The organism is Streptomyces sp. NPDC059679 (assembly GCF_042734105.1).
Taxonomy (GTDB): Bacteria; Actinomycetota; Actinomycetes; order Streptomycetales; family Streptomycetaceae; genus Streptomyces.
Genome location: NZ_JBHWES010000014.1, coordinates 90,171 through 114,967, shown reverse-complemented (window position 1 = coordinate 114,967; position 24,797 = coordinate 90,171). Strand labels below are relative to the sequence as shown.

General features: G+C 72.8%; 23 protein-coding genes. 15 read left to right on the top strand and 8 right to left on the bottom strand.

Annotation, left to right across the window (positions count from 1 at the left end; genetic code table 11):
* Nucleotides 1-65 precede the first annotated feature (65 nt).
* Genes ACFV2X_RS17885 through paaA form a run of 5 tightly spaced genes read right to left on the bottom strand, consistent with a single transcriptional unit; the run spans nucleotide 66 to nucleotide 3,616 of the window.
* A complete protein-coding gene (locus ACFV2X_RS17885; protein ID WP_385617211.1) occupies nucleotides 66-1,175 on the bottom strand; it encodes a 2Fe-2S iron-sulfur cluster-binding protein in 1,110 nt (369 codons plus the stop codon).
* Nucleotides 1,175-1,678 (bottom strand): 1,2-phenylacetyl-CoA epoxidase subunit PaaD, encoded by a 504-nt coding sequence (gene paaD, locus ACFV2X_RS17880; protein WP_089507439.1) that lies wholly within the window; start codon nucleotides 1,676-1,678, stop codon nucleotides 1,175-1,177. The genes ACFV2X_RS17885 and paaD overlap by 1 nt, the downstream gene beginning before the upstream one ends.
* Complete coding sequence (gene paaC, locus ACFV2X_RS17875) at nucleotides 1,672-2,376, bottom strand: 1,2-phenylacetyl-CoA epoxidase subunit PaaC (RefSeq protein ID WP_385617208.1); 705 nt, start codon at nucleotides 2,374-2,376, stop codon at nucleotides 1,672-1,674. The genes paaD and paaC overlap by 7 nt, the downstream gene beginning before the upstream one ends.
* Nucleotides 2,373-2,669 carry a 1,2-phenylacetyl-CoA epoxidase subunit PaaB gene (gene paaB, locus ACFV2X_RS17870; RefSeq protein WP_385617206.1) on the bottom strand — a complete coding sequence of 99 codons (297 nt, stop codon included), beginning with the start codon at nucleotides 2,667-2,669 and terminating at the stop codon, nucleotides 2,373-2,375. The genes paaC and paaB overlap by 4 nt, the downstream gene beginning before the upstream one ends.
* The gene (gene paaA / locus ACFV2X_RS17865) at nucleotides 2,666-3,616 is read right to left on the bottom strand and encodes a 1,2-phenylacetyl-CoA epoxidase subunit PaaA (protein ID WP_385617204.1); all 951 of its coding nucleotides are present in this window, start codon (nucleotides 3,614-3,616) and stop codon (nucleotides 2,666-2,668) included. The genes paaB and paaA overlap by 4 nt, the downstream gene beginning before the upstream one ends.
* Before the next feature lie 235 nt (nucleotides 3,617-3,851).
* On the opposite strand from paaA, the gene ACFV2X_RS17860 reads away from it, so the two are divergent.
* The 3 genes from ACFV2X_RS17860 to ACFV2X_RS17850 are packed head-to-tail and all read left to right on the top strand — an operon-like array spanning nucleotide 3,852 to nucleotide 6,667.
* A complete protein-coding gene (locus tag ACFV2X_RS17860) occupies nucleotides 3,852-4,589 on the top strand; it encodes a DUF5819 family protein (RefSeq protein WP_385617312.1) in 738 nt (245 codons plus the stop codon).
* Entirely contained in the window at nucleotides 4,586-5,881 is a 1,296-nt protein-coding gene (locus tag ACFV2X_RS17855) for an HTTM domain-containing protein (RefSeq protein ID WP_385617202.1), read from the top strand. The genes ACFV2X_RS17860 and ACFV2X_RS17855 overlap by 4 nt, the downstream gene beginning before the upstream one ends.
* A 9-nt stretch (nucleotides 5,882-5,890) precedes the next feature.
* Complete coding sequence (locus ACFV2X_RS17850; RefSeq protein ID WP_385617200.1) at nucleotides 5,891-6,667, top strand: TrmH family RNA methyltransferase; 777 nt, start codon at nucleotides 5,891-5,893, stop codon at nucleotides 6,665-6,667.
* A 44-nt stretch (nucleotides 6,668-6,711) separates the two neighbouring features.
* On the opposite strand, the gene paaN is transcribed toward ACFV2X_RS17850, so the two are convergent.
* Nucleotides 6,712-8,433 carry a phenylacetic acid degradation protein PaaN gene (gene paaN / locus ACFV2X_RS17845; RefSeq protein WP_385617198.1) on the bottom strand — a complete coding sequence of 574 codons (1,722 nt, stop codon included), beginning with the start codon at nucleotides 8,431-8,433 and terminating at the stop codon, nucleotides 6,712-6,714.
* A 143-nt stretch (nucleotides 8,434-8,576) separates the two neighbouring features.
* Between paaN and ACFV2X_RS17840 the strand changes: the two genes are divergently transcribed.
* Nucleotides 8,577-10,133: a 3-hydroxyacyl-CoA dehydrogenase gene (locus ACFV2X_RS17840; RefSeq protein WP_385617196.1), complete on the top strand. Its 1,557-nt coding sequence runs from the start codon at nucleotides 8,577-8,579 to the stop codon at nucleotides 10,131-10,133.
* A complete protein-coding gene (locus ACFV2X_RS17835; protein WP_385617194.1) occupies nucleotides 10,130-10,717 on the top strand; it encodes a TetR/AcrR family transcriptional regulator in 588 nt (195 codons plus the stop codon). The genes ACFV2X_RS17840 and ACFV2X_RS17835 overlap by 4 nt, the downstream gene beginning before the upstream one ends.
* Nucleotides 10,718-10,854: 137 nt before the next feature.
* On the opposite strand, the gene ACFV2X_RS17830 is transcribed toward ACFV2X_RS17835, so the two are convergent.
* A complete protein-coding gene (locus ACFV2X_RS17830) occupies nucleotides 10,855-11,346 on the bottom strand; it encodes an Lrp/AsnC family transcriptional regulator (RefSeq protein ID WP_385617192.1) in 492 nt (163 codons plus the stop codon).
* 166 nt (nucleotides 11,347-11,512) lie between these two features.
* Between ACFV2X_RS17830 and pdhA the strand changes: the two genes are divergently transcribed.
* The 9 genes from pdhA to ACFV2X_RS17785 all read left to right on the top strand — a co-directional run bounded on the left by pdhA (nucleotide 11,513) and on the right by ACFV2X_RS17785 (nucleotide 21,072).
* Nucleotides 11,513-12,640, top strand: a complete 1,128-nt coding sequence (gene pdhA, locus ACFV2X_RS17825; protein WP_385617191.1) for a pyruvate dehydrogenase (acetyl-transferring) E1 component subunit alpha — start codon at nucleotides 11,513-11,515, stop codon at nucleotides 12,638-12,640.
* Entirely contained in the window at nucleotides 12,640-13,671 is a 1,032-nt protein-coding gene (locus tag ACFV2X_RS17820; RefSeq protein ID WP_089507456.1) for an alpha-ketoacid dehydrogenase subunit beta, read from the top strand. Before pdhA ends, ACFV2X_RS17820 begins: the two co-directional genes overlap by 1 nt.
* Nucleotides 13,671-15,209, top strand: coding sequence for a dihydrolipoamide acetyltransferase family protein (locus tag ACFV2X_RS17815; protein ID WP_385617310.1), 1,539 nt, complete (start codon nucleotides 13,671-13,673; stop codon nucleotides 15,207-15,209). The genes ACFV2X_RS17820 and ACFV2X_RS17815 overlap by 1 nt, the downstream gene beginning before the upstream one ends.
* 50 nt (nucleotides 15,210-15,259) lie before the next feature.
* Nucleotides 15,260-16,090: an NTP transferase domain-containing protein gene (locus ACFV2X_RS17810; protein WP_385617189.1), complete on the top strand. Its 831-nt coding sequence runs from the start codon at nucleotides 15,260-15,262 to the stop codon at nucleotides 16,088-16,090.
* Entirely contained in the window at nucleotides 16,087-17,682 is a 1,596-nt protein-coding gene (locus ACFV2X_RS17805; protein ID WP_385617187.1) for a molybdopterin molybdotransferase MoeA, read from the top strand. The genes ACFV2X_RS17810 and ACFV2X_RS17805 overlap by 4 nt, the downstream gene beginning before the upstream one ends.
* Before the next feature lie 17 nt (nucleotides 17,683-17,699).
* Nucleotides 17,700-18,677, top strand: a complete 978-nt coding sequence (locus ACFV2X_RS17800) for an NAD(P)H-quinone oxidoreductase (RefSeq protein ID WP_385617185.1) — start codon at nucleotides 17,700-17,702, stop codon at nucleotides 18,675-18,677.
* Between the two features lie 105 nt (nucleotides 18,678-18,782).
* Entirely contained in the window at nucleotides 18,783-19,229 is a 447-nt protein-coding gene (locus ACFV2X_RS17795) for a hypothetical protein (protein ID WP_385617183.1), read from the top strand.
* Between the two features lie 117 nt (nucleotides 19,230-19,346).
* Nucleotides 19,347-19,907 (top strand): bacterial proteasome activator family protein, encoded by a 561-nt coding sequence (locus ACFV2X_RS17790; protein WP_358637851.1) that lies wholly within the window; start codon nucleotides 19,347-19,349, stop codon nucleotides 19,905-19,907.
* A 217-nt stretch (nucleotides 19,908-20,124) separates the two neighbouring features.
* Nucleotides 20,125-21,072 carry an NAD-dependent epimerase/dehydratase family protein gene (locus tag ACFV2X_RS17785; protein ID WP_385617181.1) on the top strand — a complete coding sequence of 316 codons (948 nt, stop codon included), beginning with the start codon at nucleotides 20,125-20,127 and terminating at the stop codon, nucleotides 21,070-21,072.
* 63 nt (nucleotides 21,073-21,135) lie between these two features.
* Here the strand turns inward: ACFV2X_RS17785 and ACFV2X_RS17780 are convergent, their stop codons facing one another.
* Nucleotides 21,136-22,821, bottom strand: a complete 1,686-nt coding sequence (locus ACFV2X_RS17780) for a protein kinase (protein ID WP_385617178.1) — start codon at nucleotides 22,819-22,821, stop codon at nucleotides 21,136-21,138.
* Between the two features lie 310 nt (nucleotides 22,822-23,131).
* On the opposite strand from ACFV2X_RS17780, the gene ACFV2X_RS17775 reads away from it, so the two are divergent.
* Entirely contained in the window at nucleotides 23,132-24,727 is a 1,596-nt protein-coding gene (locus tag ACFV2X_RS17775; protein ID WP_385617176.1) for a protein kinase, read from the top strand.
* Nucleotides 24,728-24,797: the final 70 nt, after the last annotated feature.

The following is a 24,797-nucleotide window of genomic DNA, read 5'->3' as shown; positions in this document are numbered from 1 at the left end:
GAACGCCCGCGCAAGCCCGCCCTTTCGGGAACGCCGTCCACCCCGTCGGGCCGCGCTGCGGCGGTTCAGCGGTCGAAGTCCAGCTCCACGCGCTCGTCGACCGGGTGCGACTGACAGGACAGCACATAACCGGCCGCCACCTCGTCCGGCTCCAGCGCGAAGTTCCGGTCCATCCGTACCTCGCCCGAGACCAGGAACGCCCGGCAGGTCCCGCAGACCCCGCCCTTGCAGGCGTATGGCGCGTCCGGGCGGTTGCGCTCCACGGCCTCCAGCAGCGATTCGCCCTCCCGTACCGGCCAGGTGCCCGACCGGCCGTCCAGGGTCGCCGTCACCATGGAGCGGGACGGGGCCGCGGTCGGGCTCGGCCCCGCCGGGACGGCCTCGCTGTCCCCGGCGTCCACATGGAAGATCTCCTGGTGGATGCGGCGGCGGGCGACCCCGAGGGCGCGCAGCGCCCGCTCGGCGCCGCGCACCATCCCGTACGGCCCGCACAGGAACCAGCCGTCCACCGACTCCACCGGCAGCAGCGCCGGCAGCAGCCCGGTCAGCCGCTCCTCGTCGAGCCGTCCGGAGACCGGCCCGGCCTGCCGCTCCTCCCGGGAGAGGACGCTCACCAGCTGGAGCCGGCCGGGCCAGCGGTCCTTCAGATCGGCGACCTCCTCCAGGAACATCGTGGAGGCGGTGGTGCGGTCACCGCGGATCAAGGAGAAGCGGGCCTGCGGCTCGCGGGCGAGCAGCGTCGAGGCGATGGACAGAACGGGGGTGATGCCGCTGCCGCCGACCACGGCGGCGAAGTGGCCGGGCCTGGGGTCCAGTACGAACCGGCCGGCCGGGGCCATCACCTCCATGACCTCGCCGACCGCCAGCTCCTTGAGGGCATACGTCGAGAACTCGCCGCCCTCGACCAGCCGCACCCCGACCCGCAGGGCCGAGGGTCCCTCGGGCGCCGGCGCCGGTGTGCAGATCGAGTAGGTCCGCCGTATCTGGGCGCCGTCGGCGAACCGCCGCACCGCGATGTGCTGTCCCGGAGAGAAGCGGAAGGTCTCGCGCAGCGCGGGCGGGACCTGGAGGGTGACGGCCACCGAGTCGTCGGTGAGCCGGTCGACCGCGATCACCCGCAGTGGATGGAAGGCGCCATGGCGGGGCACGGGCGCCGCCACGCCTTCGGCGGCCATCACAACTCCTTGAAGTGGTCGAAGGGTTCGCGGCAGGTCTCGCAGCGGCGCAGCGCCTTGCAGGAGGTGGAGGAGAAGCGGCTGAGCAGCTTGGTGTCGGTCGATCCGCAGTGCGGGCAGCGCACCGTCAGGTCGACGGCGACCGGCCCGCCCGCGGCGCGGGGGCCGGGCGGTGCGATGCCGGACTCGGCCAGCTTGCGACGGCCTTCCGCGCTGATCTCGTCCGTCGACCAGGGCGGGGAGAGGACGGTGCGGACCGTCACCTCGGGTATGCCGTGGTCGTGCAGCACCTGCTCGACGTCCGCGGCCATCGACTCCAGCGCGGGACAGCCGGTGTAGGTGGGGGTCAGCTCGACCTCGACCCGGCCCGGCGCCATGACGCGCAGCGCGCGCAGCACACCGAGCTCGGCCAGGCTCACCATGGGCAGTTCCGGGTCCGGCACGGCGCCCGCCAGCTCGCGCAGCCGGGTCTCGAGCGGGGTCGCGGGCGCGGGCGTCACCATGACGCCCCCGGGTGGCTGCGGTGCAGATGCTGCATCTCGGCCAGCATCCGGCCGAACGGCTCGGTGTGGACGCCCTGCCGCCCGGCGCCGGCCGCCCAGGCGCCGCGCCGCGGGCCCTCGGGCACGGCCAGGGTGGCCCGGTCCAGCACGGCCGTGATCCGCGCCAGCCACTCGTCGTGCAGGGCGGTCCAGTCCACCTCGCACCCCTCGACCGGCTCGAACAGCTCGCCGGTGAACCGCCACAGCGCCTCCAGGCCGCGCCGTATCCGCTCATGGCTCTCGGCGGTGCCGTCGCCCAGCCGCAGGGTCCAGTGCTCGGCGTGGTCGCGGTGGTAGGCGACCTCCTTGACCGCCTTGGCGGCCAGCGGGGCGAAGGGGCCGTCACCGCGCGCCAACCGGTCGTACAGCAGCTGCTGATAGGTGGAGAAGTACAGCTGGCGGGCGATGGTGTGGGCGAAGTCGCCGTTGGGCTGCTCGACGAGCTGGACATTGCGGAAGGCGCGCTCCTCCCGCAGATAGGCCAGCTCGTCCTCGTCGCCCGCCAGGGAGAGCAGCACCCGCGCCTGCCCGAGCAGGTCCAGGGCGATATTGGCGAGGGCGACCTCCTCCTCCAGCACCGGGGCGTGCCCCGCCCACTCCCCCAGCCGGTGGGAGAGCACCAGGGCGTCGTCGCCGAGGGCGAGTGCGGCGGCGGTCACAGGTGCCGCACCCCCTCGGGGATCTCGTAGAACGTCGGATGGCGGTAGGGCTTGTCGGCGGCCGGCTCGAAGAACGGATCCTTCTCGTCCGGCGAGGAGGCGGTGATCCGGTCGGACGGCACGACCCAGATGGAGACGCCCTCGGAGCGGCGCGTATACAGATCGCGGGCGCTGCGCAGGGCCATCTCGGCGTCCGGCGCGTGCAGGCTGCCGGCGTGGGTGTGGGACAGGCCGCGCCTGCCGCGCACGAACACTTCCCACAGGGGCCACTCACCGCTGGTGCCGCCGCTCATGCTCCGGCCTCTCCGTGCTTGGCCGCGTACGCCGCGGCCGCCTCGCGCACCCAGGCGCCTTCCTCATGGGCCCGGCGCCGCTGGGAGATGCGCTGGGTGTTGCACGGCCCGTTTCCCCGGAGCACTTCGCGGAACTCCTCCCAGTCGATCGGCCCGAAGTCGTAGTGGCCCCGGTCCTCGTTCCACCTCAGGTCGGGGTCGGGGAGGGTCAGGCCGAGCGCTTCGGCCTGCGGGACGCAGATGTCGACGAAGCGCTGGCGGAGCTCGTCGTTCGAATGGCGCTTGATCTTCCAGGCCATGGACTGGGCGGAGTGGGCCGATGCCTCGTCGGGCGGGCCGAACATCATCAGCGAGGGCCACCACCAGCGGTCCACCGCGTCCTGCGCCATCGCGCGCTGCGCCTCGGTGCCCCGGCTCAGGGTCAGCAGCAGCTCGAATCCCTGGCGCTGGTGGAAGGACTCCTCCTTGCAGATCCGGACCATCGCCCGTGCGTACGGCCCATAGGAGCAGCGGCACAGCGGCACCTGGTTGGTGATCGCCGCGCCGTCCACCAGCCAGCCGATGGCGCCCATGTCGGCCCAGGTGAGAGTGGGGTAGTTGAAGATCGAGGAGTACTTCTGGCGGCCGGAGTGGAGCTTGTCGAGCAGCTCGTCGCGGCTGGTGCCCAGAGTCTCGGCGGCGCTGTAGAGATACAGGCCGTGTCCCGCCTCGTCCTGGACCTTGGCCATGAGGATGGCCTTGCGGCGCAGCGAGGGCGCCCGGCTGATCCAGTTGGCCTCCGGCTGCATGCCGATGATCTCGGAGTGTGCGTGCTGGGCCATCTGTCTCACCAGCGAGGCGCGGTATTCGTCGGGCATCCAGTCGCGGGGCTCGATGCGCTCGTCCGTGGCCAGGGCGGCGTCGAACACCGTCTGATACGCCTCCGCGTCAGCCGCCATCGTCGTCATGCGAAGCCCCTTCGCCGTCCCCGCCGGGCTGTCGCCCGCGCCCGACCGACCGATCGTTCGGTTCAATGGTGTGCCGGGGGAACGTGGGGTGTCAAGCCTGTGGATAACTCCGGGGCGCTGTGCCCTGCGCGCGCTCATCGGTACCGTTCCGGGGCGTAAGGGCCGCGGAAAGCGCGGAAGGCGCGGAGAGCGCAGCGTGCTGCGCGCGGCCGGGGACCACGGGATCGGGGCGGGAATGGCGGATACGGGGCAAATCTTGGAGGAAGGGGAGAAGGGGGAGAAAGGAGAGAGAGCGGAGCAGGGGGAGGAAGGGGAGCATGAAGAGGGGGAGACGAGAGCGGGGAGCCTGCTGTCGCTGCCCTCGCAGCTCGTCGTGGCCGTGGGCCTCGCGGTGATCGTGGCCGCCGTGGCCGTCCACCTCGGGATGGCCTTCCTGAACGTCTCCCCGGCCAACACGGCCAGTAAGCAGTACAGCGAGGCGATAGACGACTACATATATCCAGAATTCGAACGGAACTGGAAGCTCTTCGCCCCGAACCCCCTCCAGCAGAACATCGCCGTCCAGGTGCGCGCCGAGATCCGCACCCCCGAGGGCGGTACCGCGACCACCGGGTGGCGAGACCTGTCGGCCCAGGACGGCGCGGCCATCAGGCACAATCCGCTGCCCAGCCACACCCAGCAGAACCAGCTGCGCCGCGCCTGGGACTTCTACCTTCTCTCGCACGACGCCCAGGAGCGGCCGAACGGGCTGCGCGGACAGCTCTCGGCGCAGTATCTGCGGCGGCTCGCGATACTCCGCCTGGGCCTGAAGCAGGACGGCGGCACGGTGCAGCGGATCCAGCTGCGTTCGCTCACCCGGCAGTTGGCCGCCCCGTCGTGGAGCGAGGAGAAGATCGACACCCGCCCCACCCGCCGGGAGCTGCCCTGGTGGCCGATTACCGACGCCGACCTGCCGGAGGCGAAGCGCCGGTGACGACCCCAGCCCTCCCGCCGCAGCCGCCGCTGCCCCCGCACCCTCCCCGCCCCTCCCTGCCCCCGGCGGCGCCCCGCGCCAAGGCCGCCGCCCGCGTCGAAGCAGCCGTCATCCGCGCCCACGGCCGCGTCACCGGATCGGCGCTCGGCCCGTACCAGACCGCCGTGGTGCGGATCGGCTTCTCCTTCACCTGGCTGCTGTTCCTGCTGCGCGAATGGCCCCACCGCCAGGAGTTGTACGGGCCCGAGGGCCCATGGAGCTGGGAGATGGCCCATCAGCTCATGGAGGGCAACGGCGCCTTCAGCGCGCTCATGTGGTCCGACAGCGGCCTGTGGTTCGACACCGTTTACGCCCTCGCCGTCGTCTCCAGCGCGCTGCTCCTGCTCGGCTGGCGGACCCGCACCATGTCCGTGCTGTTCATGCTCGGGGTGATCTCCCTGCAGAACCGCAGCGTCTTCGTGGGGGACGGCGGCGACAACATCATCCACCTGGTGGCGATGTATCTGACGCTGACCCGGTGCGGGCGGGTGTGGTCCCTGGACGCCCGCCGCGCGGCGCGGCGCGGGCCCGGGGCGCCGGAGCCGCGCGACACCACCGGGATCGTGCTGTGGGCGCTGACCGGGTCGGCCCTGCTGTGGGCGCAGCTGTTCACCGAAGCCCGTCTCGACTGGTCGGCCTACGGCCCGCTCCCCGGCGTCGGCTGGGCCATGGCGCTGTGGGGCGTCTGGGCGGTCCACGGCGCCTGGTGGCTCGTCCGGCGCTACGCACCCGGCGAGCCGCGCACCCTTCTGGACATCCTCGCCAACCTTGTGCACAACGGTGCCGTGCTGGTGATCATGGGCGAGGTCTGTCTGCTGTACGCCTCCGCCGGGTGGTACAAGGTCCAGGGCTCGCGCTGGCAGGACGGCACCGCGCTCTACTACCCGCTGCACCTGGACTACTTCTCGCCCTGGCCCGCGCTGGCCGATGTGCTGGCCGGCAGCGGCCTTGTGGTCATGGTGCTCACCTACGGCACCGTCATCGTGCAGGTCGCCTTCCCCTTCACGCTGCTGAACCGGCGGGTCAAGAACGTGATGCTCGTCCTGCTGGTGCTGGAGCACATCGGGATCGCGGTGCTGCTGGGACTGCCCTTCTTCTCCCTGGCCATGATCGCGGCGGATGCGATCTTCCTCCCGACGAACTTTCTGCGCTGGGTCGGGAGGCGGGCGGACAAGGTCCGCGACCGCGTCCGGGCGCAAACGGTCCGGCTGCCGCGCCAGCGGACGGAGAAGGGTGTCGAGGGCCGACCGTAGGCTGTGGGCATGGGTGACGACGAGGCCGTGACGGTCGTGCGGCGGTGGCATGAGGCCGCTGAGGGGACCGTGCTGCTGGATGGCTTCCATGCGCTGAAGCACGCGCTCCGGTTCGGCGCGGAGGTGCGGATCGCGGTCACGAGCGACAAGGCCGCCGCGCTCGCTCTCGCGGACGACCTGGCCGGGGACCTGACCGCGGTGATCGAGGAGCGCCTGGTCGAGGTGGCGGCCAGGACGCTGCGCGACCTTGTGCCGAGGGTCCATCCGACGCAGGTGGCCGCGCTGGCGGTCAGGCCCGATCGGCGGGGGAATCTGGACGAGCTGGCGGGGCCGTCCAGATCGGCGCCGGTCGTGGTGCTGGACAACCCGCGCAACCTGGGGAACGTGGGGGCCGTGGTGCGGCTCGCCGCCGGGTTCGGGGTCGCGGGGGTGGTCACCACCGGCGATATCGACCCCTGGCACCCGAACGCGGTCCGGTCGGGTGCGGGGCTGCACTTCGCCACCGCCGTGGAGCGGCTGGCGAGCGATGACCTTCCGCCGGGGCCGTTGTACGCCCTGGATCCGGAGGGGGAGGACATCCGGTCCGTGGTCATCCCCGATGACGCGCTGCTCGCGTTCGGATCCGAGCGGCACGGGATCTCGCCGGAGGTGCGCAAGCGGGCCAGCAGGCTGGTGGCCCTCCCCATGCGGCCTCAGGTGTCCAGCTACAACCTGGCCACCAGCGTGGCCATGGCGCTGTTCCACTGGGGAGGGCCGGCCCAGACCCCGCCGGCCCAGCCCGGGTGAGCGGCTGAGCCGGCGACGCGGAGAGCACCGGAGGCGCCGCGGTGCTACAGCGGGCGGCGGACCTCGATCATGCGGAAGCGGGAGGCCACGAACGCCCCGTCGCACAAGGTGGCGTTGGCCGAAGGGTTGCCGCCCGCGCCGTGGAAGTCCGAGAAGGCCGCCGTCTGGTTGACGTAGATCCCGCCGGTCAGATTCAGCGACAGCTGGGCGCACTCCTCCAGACACGCCTCCTCGATCAGCCGCTCGGCGTCCGGGGAGGTGGTGTACGCCCCGACGGTCATCGCACCCTTGTCGCGGATGGTGCGGCGCAGCAGGTCGACCGCGTCCGCCGTGGAGTCCATGGCGACGGCGAAGGACACCGGGCCGAAGCATTCGGAGAGGTAGGGCGCTTCCGCGTCGGCCGCCTCCCAGAACTTCCGGGCGCCGTCGGCCTTGACGATCACGGGGGTGCGGACCGTGGCGTCGGGGAAGTCGGGGTGGGTCACCGGGCGGGAGGCGAGGGCGGTCGCGCCGAGGCCGGGGGCGGCCTCGAGCCGCTCCTTGACCCCGGGGTTCACGATCGCGCCGAGCAGGGCACTCGCCCGCGCGTCGTCGCCCAGCAGCCGCTCGACGGCCGCCGCCAGATCGGCGACCACCTCGTCGTACGACTTGGGGCCGGCGTCCGTGGCGATGCCGTCCCGGGGGATCAGCAGGTTCTGCGGGGTGGTGCACATCTGGCCGCAGTACAGGGACAGGGAGAAGGCCAGGTTGCCGAGCATGCCCTGATAGTCATCGGTGGAGTCGATCACGACCGTGTTGACCCCGGCCTTCTCGGTGAAGACCTGGGCCTGGCGGGCGTGCGTCTCCAGCCAGTCGCCGAAGGCGGTGGAGCCCGTGTAGTCGATGACGCGGATCTCGGGGCGCACGGCGAGCACCTTGGCCAGGCCCTCGTCCTGCTGCTCGGCGGCCAGGGCCACCAGATTGGGGTCGAAGCCGGCTTCCCGCAGCACCTCGCGCGCCACCCGGACGGTCAGGGCCAGCGGCAGCACGGCCCGGGGGTGCGGCTTGGCCAAGACCGCGTTTCCCGTGGCCAGGGAGGCGAACAGGCCGGGGTAGCCGTTCCACGTCGGGAACGTGTTGCACCCGATGACCAGGGCGATGCCGCGGGGGACTGCCGTGAAGGTCTTGCGCAGCCGCAGCGGATCGCGCTTGCCCTGCGGCTTGGTCCACTCGGCCGCGGCGGGGGTGCGCGTCTGCTCCGCGAAGGCATAGGCCACCGCCTCCAGGCCGCGGTCCTGGGCGTGCGGCCCGCCGGCCTGGAACGCCATCAGATACGCCTGCCCGCTGGTGTGCATGACGGTATGGGCGAACTCATGGGAGCGGGCGCTGATCCGGGCCAGGATCTCCAGGCAGACCATGGCGCGCGCCTCGGGACCCGCGTCCCGCCAGGCCGGCATCCCGGCCCGCATCGCCGGGAGCAGCACCTCGATGTCCGGGTGCGGATACTCCACCCCCAGCTCGATGCCGTACGGCGAGGTTTCGGTGGCGGTCCAGCCGTCCGTGCCGGGCTGGTCCAGCTCGAAGCGGCGGCCGCGGAGCTCGTCGAAGGCCGCCTGGCCCTCGGCGGGGCTCAGGCTCTCCCGCCCGCTCGCGTCGGCCCCTCCGTAAGCCTTTGGGTGCTCGGGGTGCGGCGACCAGTACGCACGGGTACGGATGGCCTCCAGAGCCTGGTCGAGGGTGGGGCGGTGCTGCTCGGTCAACTGCGCTGTGGTGAGTCCGGCGGTCACGACTGACCAACTCCTCGTCGAGCTGGGATTGAGCTGAGCGTGAGACGACGGCCTGGCCGTCAGAGTTAGAGTAACCGAACGATCGGTCGGGACAAGAGGGCCTGGCGCACCTGTGGATAACTTCGTCCGAGAGGATCAGCGGCATGACTGCGATCGACCGGAGGATCGGACCCGCCGGCACCGTCGCCGTGGTCGGCACCGGCACCATGGGCCAGGGAATCGCGCAGGTCGCGCTGGTCGCCGGGCACCCCGTACGGCTCTATGACGCCGCTCCCGGCCGCGCCGCGCAGGCCGCCGACGCCATCGCCGCCCGCCTGGAGCGGCTGGTCGACAAGGGGCGGCTCGCGCCCGCCGCCCGGGACGCCGCCCTGGGCCGGCTCACCCCGGTCGCCGGGCTCGCCGGGCTCGCGGACGCCGAGCTGGCGATCGAGGCGATCCTGGAGGACCTGGGCGCCAAGCAGCAGCTGTTCACCGCCCTCGAATCGGTCGTCTCCGACGGCTGTCTGCTCGCCACCAACACCTCCTCCCTGTCCGTCACCGCCGTCGCGGGCGCCCTGCGCCGCCCCGGCCGCCTCCTGGGCCTGCACTTCTTCAATCCCGCACCGCTGCTGCCGCTGGTCGAGGTGGTCCGCGGCTTCGCCACGGACCAGGCCGCCGCCGACCGGGCGTACGAGACCGTCGCGGCCTGGGGCAAGACCCCGGTGCGCTGCGCCGACACTCCCGGCTTCATCGTCAATCGGATCGCCCGCCCCTTCTACGCAGAGGCCCTTCGCGTCCACGAGGAGGGCGCCGCCGCCCCGGCCACCGTCGATGCCGTGCTGCGCGAATGCGGCGGGTTCGCGATGGGCCCGTTCGAGCTGACCGACCTGATCGGACAGGACGTGAACGAGGCCGTCACCCGGTCGGTGTGGGACGCGATGTTCCACGATCCGAAGTTCACCCCCTCCCTCGCCCAGCGGCGGCTCGTCGACGCGGGCCTGTACGGACGTAAAGCGGGCCGGGGCTGGTACGACTACGCCGAGGGCGCGCCGCCCCCGAAGCCGCACACCGCCGAGCCGTGCCGGGCCCCTTCGATGGTTGTGGTCCACATGGGACGGCCGGGGTCGGGATCCGGGCCGGCGGGGGAGCTGCCGCGGCTGATCGAGGAGGCGGGTATCACGGTCACCTGGGAGGACCCGGCCGCCGACGCCCCGCCCGGAGGCTTCATCGCCCTGCCCGACGGCACCCGCCTGGCTCTCACCGACGGCTCGTCGGCCACCGTCGGTTCCCCCGTCCCGTGCATCCGGTTCGACCTGGCGCTGGACTACCGCACCGCCACCCGGATGGCCCTCGCCCCCGGCGAAACCGTCTCTCCTGAGGCCGTGCGGGCCGCGACCGGGCTCTTCCAGGCGCTCGGGAAGACGGTCAGCGTCATCCAGGACGTCCCCGGCATGATCGTGGCCCGTACGGTCGCGATGCTCGCCGACTTCGCCATGGACGCCGCCGCGCGCCGGGTGGCGAGCCCGGAGGACATCGACACCGCGATGCGGCTGGGCGTGAACTACCCACTCGGGCCGCTGCGTTGGGGGAGTGAGCTCGGTGCGCGCTGGGTGTGCGACATCCTGTTGAATCTTCACCAGGCCTATCCCACCGGCCGTTACGCCCCGTCCCAATCGCTGATGCGGCGCGCGGCCGCCGAAGAAGAACAGTTCTCATCATGACCATGCCGAAGCGCGACACCTACACCCCCGAATCGCTGCTCGCGGTCGCCGTGGAGGTGTTCAACGAGCGCGGCTACGACGGAACCTCCATGGAGCATCTTTCGCGCGCCGCCGGGATCTCCAAGTCATCGATCTACCACCACGTCAAAGGCAAGGAAGAGTTGCTGCGGCTGGCCATAAGCCGCGCCCTCGACGGGCTGTTCGGCATCCTCCAGGAGCCGGAGGCGCGCGACGGGCGGGCGGTCGAGCGGCTGGAGCATGTGACCCGGCGCACCACCGAGGTGCTGATGGCGGAGCTGCCGTACGTCACCCTGCTGCTGCGCGTGCGCGGGAACACGGACACCGAGCGGTGGGCCATGGCCCGGCGGCGGGATTTCGACCACGAGGTCGCCGAACTGGTCAAACAGGCCGTGGCGGACGGGGACCTGCGGCCGGACGTGGACGCCCGGCTGGCGACCCGGCTGCTCTTCGGCATGATCAATTCGATTGTGGAGTGGTACCGGCCGGGTCGGGGCGGTGCCGCGACCGTGGATGAGGTGGCCGACGCGGTGGTCCGCACGGCCTTCGCGGGCCTGCGTGTCTGAGGCCCTCGCCCTGGCGAGTGAGCCGAAGGGGCGCGGCCGCTGTCGAAAGGGAGAGCGCGCAGAGGCCGCGAGGAACGAGCGGGCGAGCACGGTCGACCGTCGACAGGGGCTGTAGCGCCCCGGAGGCGAACCGAGCCTTAAAAGAGCTCGGAGTCGAGGTCGGTCTCCTCGAAGACCAGCAGCGTCCGCGTGCTCAGCACCTCGGGTATGGCCTGGATACGGGTGAGGACCAGCTCGCGCAGTGAGCGGTTGTCCTCGGTGTGGACCAGCAGCAGCACATCGAAGTCCCCGCTGACCAGGGCGATATGCGCGGCGCCCGGAAGCTGCCTGAGCTGTTCGCGGACCGTGCGCCACGAGTTCTGCACGATCTTCAACGTGATGTACGCCGACGCGCCCTGCCCGGCCCGCTCCTGGTCCACCCGGGCGCTGAAGCCGCGGATCACCCCGTCGTCGATGAGGCGGTTGATGCGGGCGTAGGCATTGGCGCGCGAGACGTGTACCCGTTCGGCCACGGAGCGTATCGAGGCGCGGCCGTCCGCCCGGAGCATGCGCACGATGTCGCGGTCGATCGAGTCCAGCGGACGGGCGGGAGGCTTGTCGTCCGGATTGGCCATCTGTTCGCCCGGCATACCGCCCCGCCTCCCCTTCATGGACGTCCTGGCCACATCTCATGTCCTGCTGAACCGTTTGTCCACAGGCTGAGGCCGCCTGTAGCCAAAATGCGTCATCGACCGAACAATCGGTAGGGAGGGGCCTGCCCGCCCCATCAGCTCTCTGCCCGCAGGAGGTCGCGCCATGACGGTCCTTGAGCAGCCCGGTGCCTATCGGCCTACTCCCCCGCCCGCCTGGCAGCCGCGGGTCGACGCCGCGCCGCTGCTGCCCGATGCCGAGCCGTACCGCCTGCTGGGCACCGATGCCGCGGCCGATATCGACCCGGCCCTGCTGACCCGGCTCTACGGAGAGCTGGTGCGCGGCCGCCGGTACAACACGCAGGCCACCGCCCTGACCCGGCAGGGCCGGCTCGCCGTCTACCCCTCCTCCACCGGGCAGGAGGCCTGCCAGGTCGCCGCCGGGCTTGTGCTGCGCGACCAGGACTGGCTCTTCCCCAGCTACCGCGACACCCTCGCCGCCGTCGTGCGCGGGCTCGACCCGGTGCATGCCCTCACCCTGCTGCGCGGCGACTGGCACTCCGGCTACGACCCGCGCGACCACCGGGTGGCCCCGCTGTGCACCCCGCTGGCCACCCAGCTGCCGCACGCGGTCGGCCTGGCGCACGCCGCCCGCCTCAAGGGCGACGACGTGGTGGCGCTGGCCCTGGTCGGCGACGGCGGGACCAGCGAGGGCGACTTCCATGAGGCGCTGAACTTCGCGGCGGTGTGGCGGGCCCCCGTCGTCTTCCTCATCCAGAACAACGGCTTCGCGATCTCCGTCCCGCTCGCCAAGCAGACCGCCGCCCCTTCCCTCGCCCATAAGGCCGTCGGTTACGGCATGCCCGGCCGGCTCGTCGACGGAAACGACGCGGTGGCCGTGCACCAGGTCCTGGGCGAGGCCGTCCGCCGGGCGCGCGCGGGCGGTGGCCCCACCCTGGTGGAAGCCGTCACCTACCGCCTCGAGGCCCACACCAACGCCGACGACGCCACCCGCTACCGCTCCGACGCCGAGGTGGAGGCATGGCGCGCCCACGACCCCATCACGCTGCTGGAGGAAGCGATGCGCGACCGCGGCCTGCTCGACGACCAGGCCGTACAGGCCGCGCGCGACGCCGCCGAGCGGATGGCCGCCGATCTGCGGACGCGGATGCACCAGGACCCGGCCCTGGACCCGATGGACCTCTTCGAGGATGTCTACGCCGCGAAGACCGGCCAGCTGCGCGAGCAGGCGGACGCGCTGCGCGCGGAGCTCGCCGCGGAGGAGGGCGAGTGATGACGACGACCGCGGTCAAGCCCGCCACCATGGCCCAGGCCCTGGGCCGCGCGCTGCGCGACGCGATGGCCGCCGACCCGGCCGTGCACGTCCTCGGCGAGGACGTCGGCACACTGGGCGGCGTCTTCCGGATCACCGACGGGCTCGCCAAGGAGTTCGGCGACGACCGCTGTACGGACACCCCGCTCGCGGAGGCGGGCATCCTCGGCACCGCCGTCGGCATGGCCATGTACGGGCTGCGGCCCGTCGTCGAGATGCAGTTCGACGCCTTCGCGTACCCGTCCTTCGAGCAGCTTGTCAGCCATGTCTCCCGGATGCGCAACCGCACCCGCGGCGCCCTGCCGATGCCCATCACCGTGCGGGTGCCCTACGGCGGCGGCATCGGCGGGGTGGAGCACCACAGCGACTCCTCCGAGGCGTACTACATGGCGACGCCCGGCCTCCATGTGGTCGCCCCGGCCACCGTCGCCGACGCATACGGGCTGCTGCGCGCCGCCATCGCCTCCGACGACCCGGTCGTCTTCCTCGAACCCAAGCGGCTCTACTGGTCCAAGGCCGAATGGTCACCCGACCACCCCGAGGAGGTCGCCCCGATCGGCCGCGCCGTGGTGCGGCGCCCGGCCACCGGCGGGCGGGCCGCCACCCTCATCTCGTACGGGCCCTCGGTGCCCGTCTGTCTGGAGGCCGCCGAAGCGGCCTCGGCCGAGGGCTGGGACCTGGAGGTCGTCGATCTGCGGTCGCTGGTGCCCTTCGACGACGAGACGGTGTGCGCCTCCGTCCGCCGGACCGGGCGGGCCGTCGTCGTCCACGAGTCCACGGGCTTCGGCGGCCCCGGCGGGGAGATCGCCGCCCGGATCACCGAGCGCTGCTTCCACCACCTGGAGGCGCCGGTGCTGCGCGTCGCCGGGTTCGACATCCCCTACCCGCCGCCGATGCTGGAGCGGCACCATCTGCCCGGCGTGGACCGGGTGCTGGACGCGGTGGCCCGGCTGCAGTGGGAGTCGGAGTGGACCGAGGGGAGGGCGGTGTGATGGCGGAGGTGCGCGAGTTCACCCTGCCCGATCTGGGCGAAGGGCTCACCGGGGCGGAGATCGTGCGCTGGCTGGTGGAGGTCGGCGAGGTCGTCGCGGTCGACCAGCCGGTCGTGGAGGTCGAGACCGCCAAGGCGCTGGTGGATGTGCCCTGCCCGTACGGTGGGGTGGTGACCGCCCGCTTCGGCGAGGAGGGCACCGAACTGCCGGTCGGCGCGCCGCTGCTGACGGTCGCCGTGCCGACCGGGGAGGGCGGGACGCAGACCGTCGGGGGTGGGTCGTCGGCCGTCGGGGGTGGGTCCTCGGCTGTCGGAGGCGGGTCCTCGGCGGTTGACGGCAGGGCTCCGGCTGCCGAGGGCGGGTCCGGCAATGTGCTGGTCGGCTACGGCACCTCGGCCCCCTCCGCGCGGCGCCGCCGTGTCCGCCCGGCCCCGCCGGCCCCGGCCTCCGGCCCGGCCGAGGGCCTTGGCGGGGGAGCCGGCGGAGGCGTTGCCGAGGGCTTGGCCGGGGGCCTCGCACCGACAACGACCTCTGGCCCGGCTGCCGCGAGCAGCCCGGCCGCCGAGGCCAACCCGGTCGCCGCGCACCCCGTGCCTCCCGCGCCGGTGTCCGGCCCGGAGGCCAACGGCGCGGCACGGCCGGCGCCCGGCCCCGTCTCCGTCATCTCGCCGCTCGTCCGGCGGCTGGCTCGCGAGCACGGACTGGACCTGCGCGAGCTGCGGGGCTCCGGGCCCGACGGGCTGATCCTGCGCGCAGACGTAGAAAAGGCCGCGCAGGCCGCGCGCACCGCACAGGCCGCACAAGCCGCACCGGCTCCGGCTGCCGTCGCCGCGGGCGTCGCGCGGACGGGCGCGCGCGAGGCCGAGGGGACGCGCGTCGCGGTGCGTGGCGTACGCGGGGCCGAGAAGCTGGCCCGCAGCCGGCGGGAGATCCCCGACGCGACGTGCTGGGTGGACGCCGACGCGACGGAACTGCTCGCCGCTCGCGCGGCCATGAACGCGGCGGGGCCCAAGATCTCCCTGCTCGCCCTCCTCGCCCGGATCTGCACGGCGGCCCTGGCCCGCCACCCCGAGCTGAACGCGACCGTCAGCGAGGGCGAGATCACGCGCCGCTCCGATGTCCACCTCGGTTTTGCCGCACAGACCGACCGGGGCCTCGTGGTCCCCGTGGTGCACGACGCACACGCGCGGGACACGGCCGGGCTGTCAGCCGAGCTGACCCGCCTCACCGAGGCCGCCCGCTCCGGCACCCTCACCCCCGCCGAACTGACCGGAGGCACCTTCACGCTCAACAACTACGGCGTTTTCGGCGTCGACGGTTCGACGCCGATCATCAACCACCCCGAGGCCGCGATGCTCGGCGTCGGCCGGATAGCGGCGAAGCCGTGGGTGCACCAGGACCAGCTGGCCATACGGCAGGTGGTGCAGCTGTCGCTGACCTTCGACCACCGGGTCTGCGACGGCGGCATCGCGGGCGGCTTCCTGCGCTACGTGGCCGACTGCGTGGAACATCCGGCGGTTCTGCTGCGGTCCGTGTAGGTCGTGGCGACGGAGGCGGTACTCGGCCGTCACCGGGACATACTCATGGGGTGACGTATGACGCTGTGATCCTGGCCGGAGGCGCCGCCCGGCGGCTGGGCGGCGCTGACAAGCCGGCGCTGCGGGTGGGCGCCCGGCCGCTGCTCGACCGGGTGCTCGACGCCTGCCGGGGCGCCGAGCGAACCGTCGTCGTCGGCCCGCGCAGACCGACCGCGCGGCCGGTGCACTGGATCCGCGAGGAGCCGCCGGGCGGCGGGCCGGTCGCGGCCGTCGACGCCGGACTGCGCCGGACCACGGAGCCCGTCGTCCTGCTGCTCTCCGCGGATCTGCCGTTCCTCACGGGCGAGACCGTCGGGGCGCTCGTCAACGGCCTCGGCGAGGCCGAAGGGGTGCTGCTCACCGACTCGGACGGCCGCGAGCAGCCGCTGGTCGCGGCGTACCGGGCCGAGCCGCTGCGCCGGGAGATCGCCCTGCTCGCGGCGGAGCACGGCGGCCTCGCCGGGCTGCCCCTGAGGCTGCTCACCGCCGACTTGAAGCTCGGCCGTCTGCATCACCCCACCGCCTCCTTCGACTGCGACACCTGGGAGGACATCACCACTGCCCGCGCACGGATCAGGGAGCATGGACACGTGTTGGACGAATGGATCGCCGCAGTCAAGGCGGAGCTGGGCATCGACCTCGATGTCGACACCGCCGCCCTTCTCGACCTCGCCCGCGACGCCGCGCACGGCGTCGCCAGGCCCGCCGCGCCGCTGACCACCTTCCTCGTCGGCTACGCGGCCGCCCAGCAGGGCGGCGGCCCCGAGGCGCTGGCCGCCGCCACCGGCAAGGCGGCCGCGCTGGCCGCCCGGTGGGCCGAAGAGGCCGAGTCGACGGGATGACGGACCGGGAGCCCCGCGGCGGCGACGCGCTGGACCGCGAGTTCGACGAGGCCCTGGCGCTGGCCAAGGACCAGGGCACGTATCGGCGCCGTCCTGAGACATGGCCCGAGCAGCCCGAGCCCTCCGGCCGCCCAGAGCGCCCAGAGCGCCCCGAGCCCCCCGAGTGGACCGATCCTTGGGACCCGACACCCCAGGACGCGGCGCCCCAGGCCCCGGCATCCCAGAGCCGGGGGGCGCTGCACGAACCGCCGTCCACAGACCGGACGCTCCACGACCCGACGGCGACAGCGACAGCGACGGACCGGGCACGGGCACCCCGGGGCCCCGGCCCCACCTCCCCGGCCCCAGCCCACCACCGGCCCGGCACCTCCTGGCCCGACGCCCGCGCGATCGCGGCCCGTGCCCCCCGGAAGGCCCGCCCGTCGCCCACCACCACCCTCAACGGAACCCCCCTGGCCCGCCCGCTCGCCGACGCCCTCGGCCACGTCCTGGCCGCCCCCCTCACCGCCCTCACCGACCTGCCGTCCTTCGATACCTCCGCCATGGACGGCTGGGCCCTCGCCGGCCCCGGCCCCTGGCGGCTCCCCGCCGCAGGGCACTCGATCCTGGCCGGCCACGCCGAGGCCGATCCGCTCCCCGACGGCCACGCGATCCGTATCGCCACCGGAGCCCGCGTCCCGCCCGGCGCCACCGCCGTGCTGCGCACCGAACACGGCACCGCACACGGCAGCGCGGGCGACGGCTGGCTGTACGCCGCCCCCGCCCACCCCGTCAGCCCCGGCCAGGACATCCGCCCCCGCGGCCAGGAGTGCCGCAGCGGCGATCTGCTGCTCCCCGCGGGCGCCCTGATCACCCCCGTGATACTGGGTCTGGCCGCCGCCGCCGGATACGACGAGCTGCCGACCGTGCCCCGGCCCCGCGTCGAAATCCTCGTCCTCGGCGACGAACTGCTGCGGCAGGGCCTCCCCCACGACGGCCGCATCCGCGACGCGCTCGGCCCGATGCTCGCCCCCTGGCTGCGCGCGCTCGGCGCCGAGCCGCTGGCGACCCGTCGGCTGGCCGACGACGCGGAGTCGCTGTACGAGGCCGTGGCCGGATCGACCGCCGATGTCGTCCTGACCACCGGCGGCACGGCCGCAGGACCCGTCGACCACGTCCATCCCACCCTGCGCCGACTGGACGCCGAGCTGCTGGTCGACGGGGTGGCGGTGCGCCCCGGCCACCCGATGCTGCTGGCCCGTCTGGCCCCGGACAAGCACCTCGTGGGGCTGCCCGGCAATCCGCTGGCCGCCGTCTCCGGCCTGCTGACCCTCGCCGAGCCGCTGCTGCGGACGCTGACGGGCCGCCCGACGCCCGCCCCCTGCCCGGCCCCGCTGACCGCCGCCGTCCACGGCCATCCGCGCGACACCCGCCTGGTCCCGGTGGTCTTCCAGGACGACGAGGCGCGTCCGCTCCGCTTCAACGGCCCGGCCATGCTGCGCGGCGTCGCCGTCGCGGACGGCCTGGCCGTCATCCCGCCCGGCGGCGCGGACCGGGGCAGCGAGGTCGAGGTCCTTGACCTGCCCTGGTCCACAGCCTGGCCCGGAACGTGAGGAGTAGCCTCGCCGCCATGTATGCGATCACCATCCCCGAACCCGGCGGCCCCGACGCCCTCGTGTGGGCGGAGGTCCCCGATCCCGTACCCGGCGAGGGCGAAGTCCTGGTCGATATCGCGGCCGCCGGCGTGAACCGCGCCGATCTGCTGCAGCGCCAGGGCCACTACCCACCGCCCCCGGGCGCCCCCGACCACCCCGGTCTGGAGTGCTCGGGCCGGATCGCGGCGCTGGGCCCCGGTGTCAGCGGCTGGGCGGTGGGCGACGAGGTGTGCGCGCTGCTCGCGGGCGGCGGTTACGCCGAGAAGGTGGCCGTGCCCGCGGGGCAGGTGCTGCCCGTGCCTCCCGGCCTCGACCTGGTCACGGCGGCGGGCCTCCCTGAGGTGGCCGCGACCGTCTGGTCCAACGTCTTCATGCTCGCCCACCTCCGGCCGGGCGAGACCCTGCTGGTGCACGGCGGCTCCAGCGGCATCGGCACCATGGCGATCCAGCTCGCGAAGGCGGTCGGCGCGCGGGTCGCGGTCACGGCGGGCAGCGCGGACAAGCTGGCGGCCTGCCGTGAGCTGGGCGCCGACATCCTGATCGACTACCACGAGCAGGACTTCGTCGAGGAGGTGCGCACGGCCACCGAGGGCGCCGGAGCCGATGTGATCCTCGACATCGTCGGCGCGAAGTACCTCGCCCGGAACGTGGCGGCCCTCGCCACCAACGGACGGCTGGCGATCATCGGTCTGCAGGGCGGCGCGAAGGCCGAGCTGAACCTTGGCGCGCTGCTGGCCAAGCGCGGCGCCGTCATGGCCACCAGCCTGCGCGCCCGTCCCCTCGAGGAGAAGGCGGCGATCGTCGCGGCGGTGCGCGAGCACGTCTGGCCGCTCGTCGAGAGCGGCCGGGTGCGCCCGATCGTCGACCGTACGATGCCGATCCGCGAAGCGGCCGAGGCGCACCGCGTGCTCGAGCAGAGCGGCCATATCGGCAAGGTGCTGCTGACGGTCTGAGACGGCTGGATGGTCTAAATCTTCGGTGGCCCCGGGTGCCGTGCCCATGCCGTCGTGTGACGCTGAAATCGTCATGCGACGGCTCGGCACGGGAGGGTGACGACCGTGAGACCTGCGCTTCGTAGGCTGCGCACGCTGCCGGCGGTGCTGGTGATGGCCGGTGTGGCGCTGCCGGCCGTACCCCTCGTGGCGCGTGCCGACGACAACGACGAGCTGGCCGGGACCCGCGCCGGAGAGGGCCGGGCGCACCCCGGGCGCACCGATGCGCCCGATGCCGCACCGCCCGCCGCGTCGGTGGGGCCCGCGCCCTCGCGGCGGGCCGGCGAGGGCGCGGGGGAGGGGCGGGAGGGGCAGCGCAAGCAGGGCGAGAGGACACCGACGCAGGGGCCGCAGGGCTCGTACGAGGACGCGTACGACCCCGCCGACGCCGCGCGGACCGACGCCGTGCCCACCGGGCGGACGCTGCGCGTGCTGCCGCTGGGCACCGGCCTGGCCCTGATGGGGCTCGGCCTGGGGCTGGCGTTCCTCGGGCTGAGGCTGCGCCGTCAGTGAGGTTGCCGTCAGAAAGACCACAGCAGCCACGGCGGTTGCCGAAGGCGCCGGAGAACGGTGCCTGATCCTGACCACCCTCCCCCTCCGCACGGGTGCTCGTGCGGAACAATGGGGGTTATGAACCAGCCGATGAACGAACGATCGCAGGAGAGCCCGCACGTCCTGGTCGTCGGCCCGGACGGCATGGCCCTCGGGAGCGCCACTTCTGGCGACGGCGGCGGTGACGACGAGTCGCGCGAGGTTCCCGTGACGGACATGGTCGAACAGCCGGCCAAGGTCATGCGCATCGGCAGCATGATCAAGCAGCTTCTGGAGGAAGTCCGCGCGGCGCCTCTCGACGAGGCCAGCCGGGTCCGTCTCAAGGAGATCCACGCCAGCTCGGTGAAGGAGCTGGAGGACGGCCTCGCGCCCGAGCTGATCGGCGAGTTGGAGCGCCTTTCCCTTCCCTTCACCGATGATGCGGTGCCGACCGAGGCCGAGCTGCGGATCGCCCAGGCCCAGCTGGTCGGCTGGCTCGAGGGCTTGTTCCACGGCATTCAGACGACGCTGTTCGCCCAGCAGATGGCGGCGCGCGCGCAGCTGGAGCAGATGCGCCGGGCCCTGCCGCCGGGCCTCGGCGGCGAGGACGGGGAGGGCGGGCCGCAGCACGGCGGGGCCCGTTCGGGCCCGTACCTTTAGCCGTCAGCCGACCCCTTTTACCCACGGCTTTACCTACAGCGGGCCGTCTCCGGGACTCATGAGCCCCGGAGACGGCCCGCAGCCGTCGTGCCCCGCGCCGCGAAATGGCCCATGGCCCCGCCCCCGGATTGTCCCCTGACAGTGGTCCGATCGCTTTCTAGCCTGGGCCTGGTCGTTGATCAGCCCAGAACAGAGAAACAGAGAGAGGTCCGCCACCATGCGCATCTTCGTCGCGGGAGCCACAGGCGCCGTCGGCCGCCGCCTCGTCCCGCTTCTCGTCGCGGCGGGACACGAGGTGACCGGCGGTACGCGCACCCCGCAGGGGGCGGAGCGGCTGTGCGCGCAGGGGGCCTCGGCCGTACGCGTCGACGTCTTCGACGCCGACAGCGTGCACCGGGCGGTCGCTGCCGCCGCCCCCGAGACGGTCGTCCACCAGCTGACCGACCTGGCGCACGGCGACCGCGCCGCGAACGGGCGGATCCGCAGGGAGGGCACGCGTCACCTCGTCGACGCCGCCAAGCGCGCCGGGGTGACGCGTATCGTCGCCCAGTCGATCTCCTGGGCCTACGCGCCCGGCGACGCCCCGGCCGACGAGTCCACCCCGCTCGATGTGGCGGCGGAGCCGCCGCGGGCCGGGATGGTCGGCAGTCTGCGGGCGCTGGAGGAGGCGGCGGCGGAGATCGAGACGCATGTCGTACTGCGCTACGGGACCTTCTACGGCCCCGGGACCTGGTACGCACGGGGCGGGCCGCTGGAGGCCGCGCTGCGGGGCGAGCAGGCGACGGGGAATCCGGCGACGGGAGATCCGGCGGTGAGGGATCCGGTGACGGGTGGTCCAGTAGCGGGGGACCCGGTGGCGGCGCTGATCGGCCCGGTCGTGGCGGGCGACGCGGTCAGCTCGTTCGTCCATGTCGAGGACGCCGCCCGCGCCGCGGTGGCCGCGCTGGACTGGCCGAGCGGCACGGTCAACGTCGTGGACGACGAACCGGCGCCGGCCCGCGCATGGCTGCCGGCGTTCGCGGCCGCGGTGGGCGCGCCGGCGCCCGTGCCCGCAGTGGACGGCGGCCGGGCGGGCTGGGAGCGCGGGGCCGACAACACCCGCGCCCGTAGGCTCGGTTGGCGGCCCCTCCACCCCACCTGGCGTACGGGCTTCACCACACTGTGATGCGGAAAGGGGCCCGGCGGATGCCGGGCCCCTTCGAGCCGGAGTCTGAGGAAGGAAGCGGGCTCAGCCCGGCAGCCCCGTGGAGACCGTCAGCTCGATGGTGTCGGTCTTCGGGTCGTACGGCTCGTAGTTGCGGTATGTGTAGTTGAGGACGGTGCCCTTGCCCCACAGGTTCTCGTCCTGGGTGGTCACGCGGTACTTCCAGCCCGCGTCCCGGATGCACTTCTTCACCGAGTCGATGTAGAGGTTCTGGAAGTCGGGCACGTTGTAGGCGCCCTTCTGCTCGTACGACTCCGAGGCGTCCTTGCACTTCTCCGGGTCGATGACCTTGCTCTTGTCGCCCTCGCGGAACCCGGACGGGGTCGAGGACGCCGTGGCGGTCTTGGTGTCCTTGCCGTCGTCGCGCGCCTGCCCCCCGTCGTCGGAGCCGCCGCCGCTGAGGGCGATCACCAGGACAACGGCGATGACCGCGATCGCCGCGACGACCGCCGAGCCGATGATCACGCGCTTGTTGCCGTTGTCACCGCCCTGGCCGCCGCCCGAGGCCGGGGCCGAGGCGGGCGAGACGGTGTACGGCGGCGGGGTGTTGGCGCCGCCCTGCGCGTACGGCGCGGGGGTCGGGGCCGGGGTCGGAGCGGGCGCCGGGGTGTTGTAGCCCTGCTGGGCCATCGGCTGGCCGGGCGGCGGCGGGGTGGAGGGGCCGAAGCCGCCGAAGCCGCCCGAGGACTGCGGCTGGTACGGGGTCTGGACGCTCCCCATGCCCGGGCCGGGCGGCTGCTGGTTGATCGGCGGGAAGACCGCCGAGCCCACGCCGGAGCCGCTGCGGGCGGGCGGGCCGCCGCTGATGATGATCGGGGTGGCGCCGGTCTGGCCGGTGCGCGAGACGCGGTCGCATTCGTCGCGCATGGCCTCGGCGGTGGGGAACCGCTCGTTCGGGTTCTTCTTCAGGGCGCGGGCGACCAGCGCGTCCACCGCCGGGGGGATGGACTGGTTGATCGTGGAGGGAGCGACCGGCTCCTCCTGGACATGCGCGTACGCGATGGCGAGCGGCGAGTCCGCGTCGAACGGCAGCCGGCCCGTCAGCAGCTCGAAGAGCATGATGCCGACCGAGTACAGGTCGCTGCGGGCGTCCACGCCGCGGCCGAGGGCCTGCTCGGGCGAGAGGTACTGCGGGGTGCCGACGACCATGCCGGTCTGGGTCATGGAGGTCACGCCCGACTGCATGGCGCGGGCGATGCCGAAGTCCATGACTTTGACCACATTACGCTTGGTCATCATCACGTTACCGGGCTTGATGTCGCGGTGGACCAGCCCCATCTCGTGGCTGATCTCCAGCGCGGCCAGCACGTCGGCGGTGATTTTCAGCGCCTTTTCCGTGGGCATCGCGCCGAACTGCCGGGCATCGGCGTCGAGGACGGCGCGCAGCGGCTGGCCCTCGACGTACTCCATGACGATGTACGGCATCACGGAGCCGTCGATCGTGTCCTCGCCGGTGTCGAAGACCGAGACGATGTTGGTGTGGGTCAGCTTGGCGACCGACTGGGCCTCGCGGCGGAAGCGCTCCCGAAAGGACTGCTCGCGGCCCAGTTCGGTGTGCAGGGTCTTGATCGCAACCTGGCGGTCGAGGACGCTGTCGTAGGCCAGGTGGACGGAGGCCATACCGCCCTCGCCGAGCAGGTCCCGCAGTTGATAGCGGCCGCCGGCGAGCGACATCCCTTCGTAGCGGCCTGGTGCGCCCTGCTGGCTCATTTCTTACGTCCCCCTCGGCGCACTCACTATCTTGACGCGCACGTTCTGACCCGTTGATCTTTTTGTAGTCGATACCCTGGCCCAGTCTGCCCCAGGCCGCGGACACGTCAAGCGACGTGCCCGTTCCGTGACCGGATGTGCAAGAACCCGTCACGCGATTTGCATGGCCTCACCTACAACAGGTTGGATGGCCGGTCCATCAGGAACCGGCGAGTGGCACGGACCCTGTAGCGTGCCCTAGCAGGAAACCGTACCGCCCGCGAGCGGGGCGATCACGAAGACCCCCACCCAGATCAGACGGCGAGGACCGATGGCACAGACCCAGAGCGCCCAGGGGCCCTCCGAACCTGACGCCACCGGGTCCGGAATGTCGGACTCCCCGGAAGCGTGGGGTAACGGCGGACTGGTCGGCGACGGACGCTACCGGCTCACCAGCCGGCTCGGCCGCGGTGGTATGGCCGAGGTGTTCGCCGCCGAGGACGTGCGGCTCGGCCGTACGGTCGCGGTGAAGCTGCTCCGCGCCGATCTGGCCGAGGACCCGGTCTCCAAGGCCCGCTTCACCCGCGAGGCCCAGTCGGTCGCCGGGCTCAACCACCACGCCGTCGTCGCGGTCTACGACTCCGGCGAGGACGTCGTCGGCCAGCCTGGATCCATTCAAAGCACTGTGCCGTACATCGTCATGGAACTGGTCGAGGGCCGTACGATCCGCGATCTTCTGGTCAACGCCGAGGCGCCGCCGCCGGACCAGGCGCTGATCATCGTCTCGGGGGTGCTGGAGGCGCTGGCCTACAGCCATCAGCACGGCATCGTGCACCGCGACATCAAGCCGGCGAACGTGATCATCACCCACAGCGGCGCCGTCAAGGTGATGGACTTCGGCATCGCCCGCGCCCTGCACGGGGCCGCCTCCACCATGACCCAGACCGGCATGGTCATGGGCACCCCGCAGTACCTCTCGCCGGAGCAGGCCCTCGGCAAGGCCGTCGACCACCGCTCCGATCTGTACGCCACCGGCTGTCTGCTCTATGAGCTGCTGGCGCTGCGCCCGCCGTTCGTCGGCGAGACCCCGCTGTCGGTGGTCTACCAGCATGTTCAGGACATGCCGGTGCCGCCGTCGGAGGTCTCGGGCGGCGTGGTGCCGCCGGAGCTCGACGGGCTCGTGATGCGCTCACTCGCCAAGGACCCGGACGACCGGTTCCAGAGCGCCGAGGAGATGCGCGGCCTGGCGCAGTACGCCCTGCAGATGCTGATCGACGCGGGCGGCCACACCGGCACCTGGAACACCGGCCCGGTCACCCAGCACCTGGGCGGCTCCACGGGCGCCATGGGCATGGCCGGCACCACCGCGCTGCCCCACCCCGGGCACGGCGACACCACCCAGCAGCCGATCCTGGGAGGTCGGCACCACGACGATGGTGCCGGTGGCTACGACGGCGGGTACGACAACGGCTCCGGGGGCCGCGGCGGCCGCGGCAAGCTGTGGCTGCTCGCCGTGCTCGCGGTGATCGCCATCGCGGCCGGGGTCGCGTTCGCCATGGACTTCGGTGGCGACAAGGGCGGCGGGAAGCAGCCGGGCAAGCCGGAGACTTCGACCTCGCAGACCCACTCCAAGGAGCCGACCGAGAAACCGACGGACGAGCCGACGGAGACGTCCTCGCCCACGGAGACCTCCGGGGACACGGGCGGCGGCTACCCCGGCAGCGCGGAGCCGTCCTCGCCCACCTACACCGAGCCCACGACGGACACGCCGACGGACGAGCCGACGGACACACCGACGGACACGCCCACGGACGATCCGACGACTCCGACCGACGATCCGACCACCCCGACGACGACTCCGCCCACGACGGACCCGGCCACGGATCCCACCGATCCGACCGCCGGGGGCGCCGGGCTCGGCGGCTGACGGGCTCACTGATCCTCCGATGGGGCGCGCCTACGCGTAGGCGCGCCCCATCGTGCGTTGTCCCGCTGTT

Excerpts from the sequence above, each read along its gene's own strand:
- ACFV2X_RS17885 (WP_385617211.1), bottom strand. The coding sequence starts at position 1,175 with ATGGCCGCCGAAGGCGTGGCGGCGCCCGTGCCCCGCCATGGCGCCTTC.
- paaD (WP_089507439.1), bottom strand. The coding sequence starts at position 1,678 with ATGGTGACGCCCGCGCCCGCGACCCCGCTCGAGACCCGGCTGCGCGAG.
- paaB (WP_385617206.1), bottom strand. The coding sequence starts at position 2,669 with ATGAGCGGCGGCACCAGCGGTGAGTGGCCCCTGTGGGAAGTGTTCGTG.
- paaA (WP_385617204.1), bottom strand. The coding sequence starts at position 3,616 with ATGACGACGATGGCGGCTGACGCGGAGGCGTATCAGACGGTGTTCGAC.
- ACFV2X_RS17860 (WP_385617312.1), top strand. The coding sequence starts at position 3,852 with ATGGCGGATACGGGGCAAATCTTGGAGGAAGGGGAGAAGGGGGAGAAA.
- ACFV2X_RS17850 (WP_385617200.1), top strand. The coding sequence starts at position 5,891 with ATGGGTGACGACGAGGCCGTGACGGTCGTGCGGCGGTGGCATGAGGCC.
- ACFV2X_RS17840 (WP_385617196.1), top strand. The coding sequence starts at position 8,577 with ATGACTGCGATCGACCGGAGGATCGGACCCGCCGGCACCGTCGCCGTG.
- ACFV2X_RS17835 (WP_385617194.1), top strand. The coding sequence starts at position 10,130 with ATGACCATGCCGAAGCGCGACACCTACACCCCCGAATCGCTGCTCGCG.
- ACFV2X_RS17830 (WP_385617192.1), bottom strand. The coding sequence starts at position 11,346 with ATGCCGGGCGAACAGATGGCCAATCCGGACGACAAGCCTCCCGCCCGT.
- pdhA (WP_385617191.1), top strand. The coding sequence starts at position 11,513 with ATGACGGTCCTTGAGCAGCCCGGTGCCTATCGGCCTACTCCCCCGCCC.
- ACFV2X_RS17820 (WP_089507456.1), top strand. The coding sequence starts at position 12,640 with ATGACGACGACCGCGGTCAAGCCCGCCACCATGGCCCAGGCCCTGGGC.
- ACFV2X_RS17815 (WP_385617310.1), top strand. The coding sequence starts at position 13,671 with ATGGCGGAGGTGCGCGAGTTCACCCTGCCCGATCTGGGCGAAGGGCTC.
- ACFV2X_RS17805 (WP_385617187.1), top strand. The coding sequence starts at position 16,087 with ATGACGGACCGGGAGCCCCGCGGCGGCGACGCGCTGGACCGCGAGTTC.
- ACFV2X_RS17800 (WP_385617185.1), top strand. The coding sequence starts at position 17,700 with ATGTATGCGATCACCATCCCCGAACCCGGCGGCCCCGACGCCCTCGTG.
- ACFV2X_RS17790 (WP_358637851.1), top strand. The coding sequence starts at position 19,347 with ATGAACCAGCCGATGAACGAACGATCGCAGGAGAGCCCGCACGTCCTG.
- ACFV2X_RS17785 (WP_385617181.1), top strand. The coding sequence starts at position 20,125 with ATGCGCATCTTCGTCGCGGGAGCCACAGGCGCCGTCGGCCGCCGCCTC.
- ACFV2X_RS17780 (WP_385617178.1), bottom strand. The coding sequence starts at position 22,821 with ATGAGCCAGCAGGGCGCACCAGGCCGCTACGAAGGGATGTCGCTCGCC.
- ACFV2X_RS17775 (WP_385617176.1), top strand. The coding sequence starts at position 23,132 with ATGGCACAGACCCAGAGCGCCCAGGGGCCCTCCGAACCTGACGCCACC.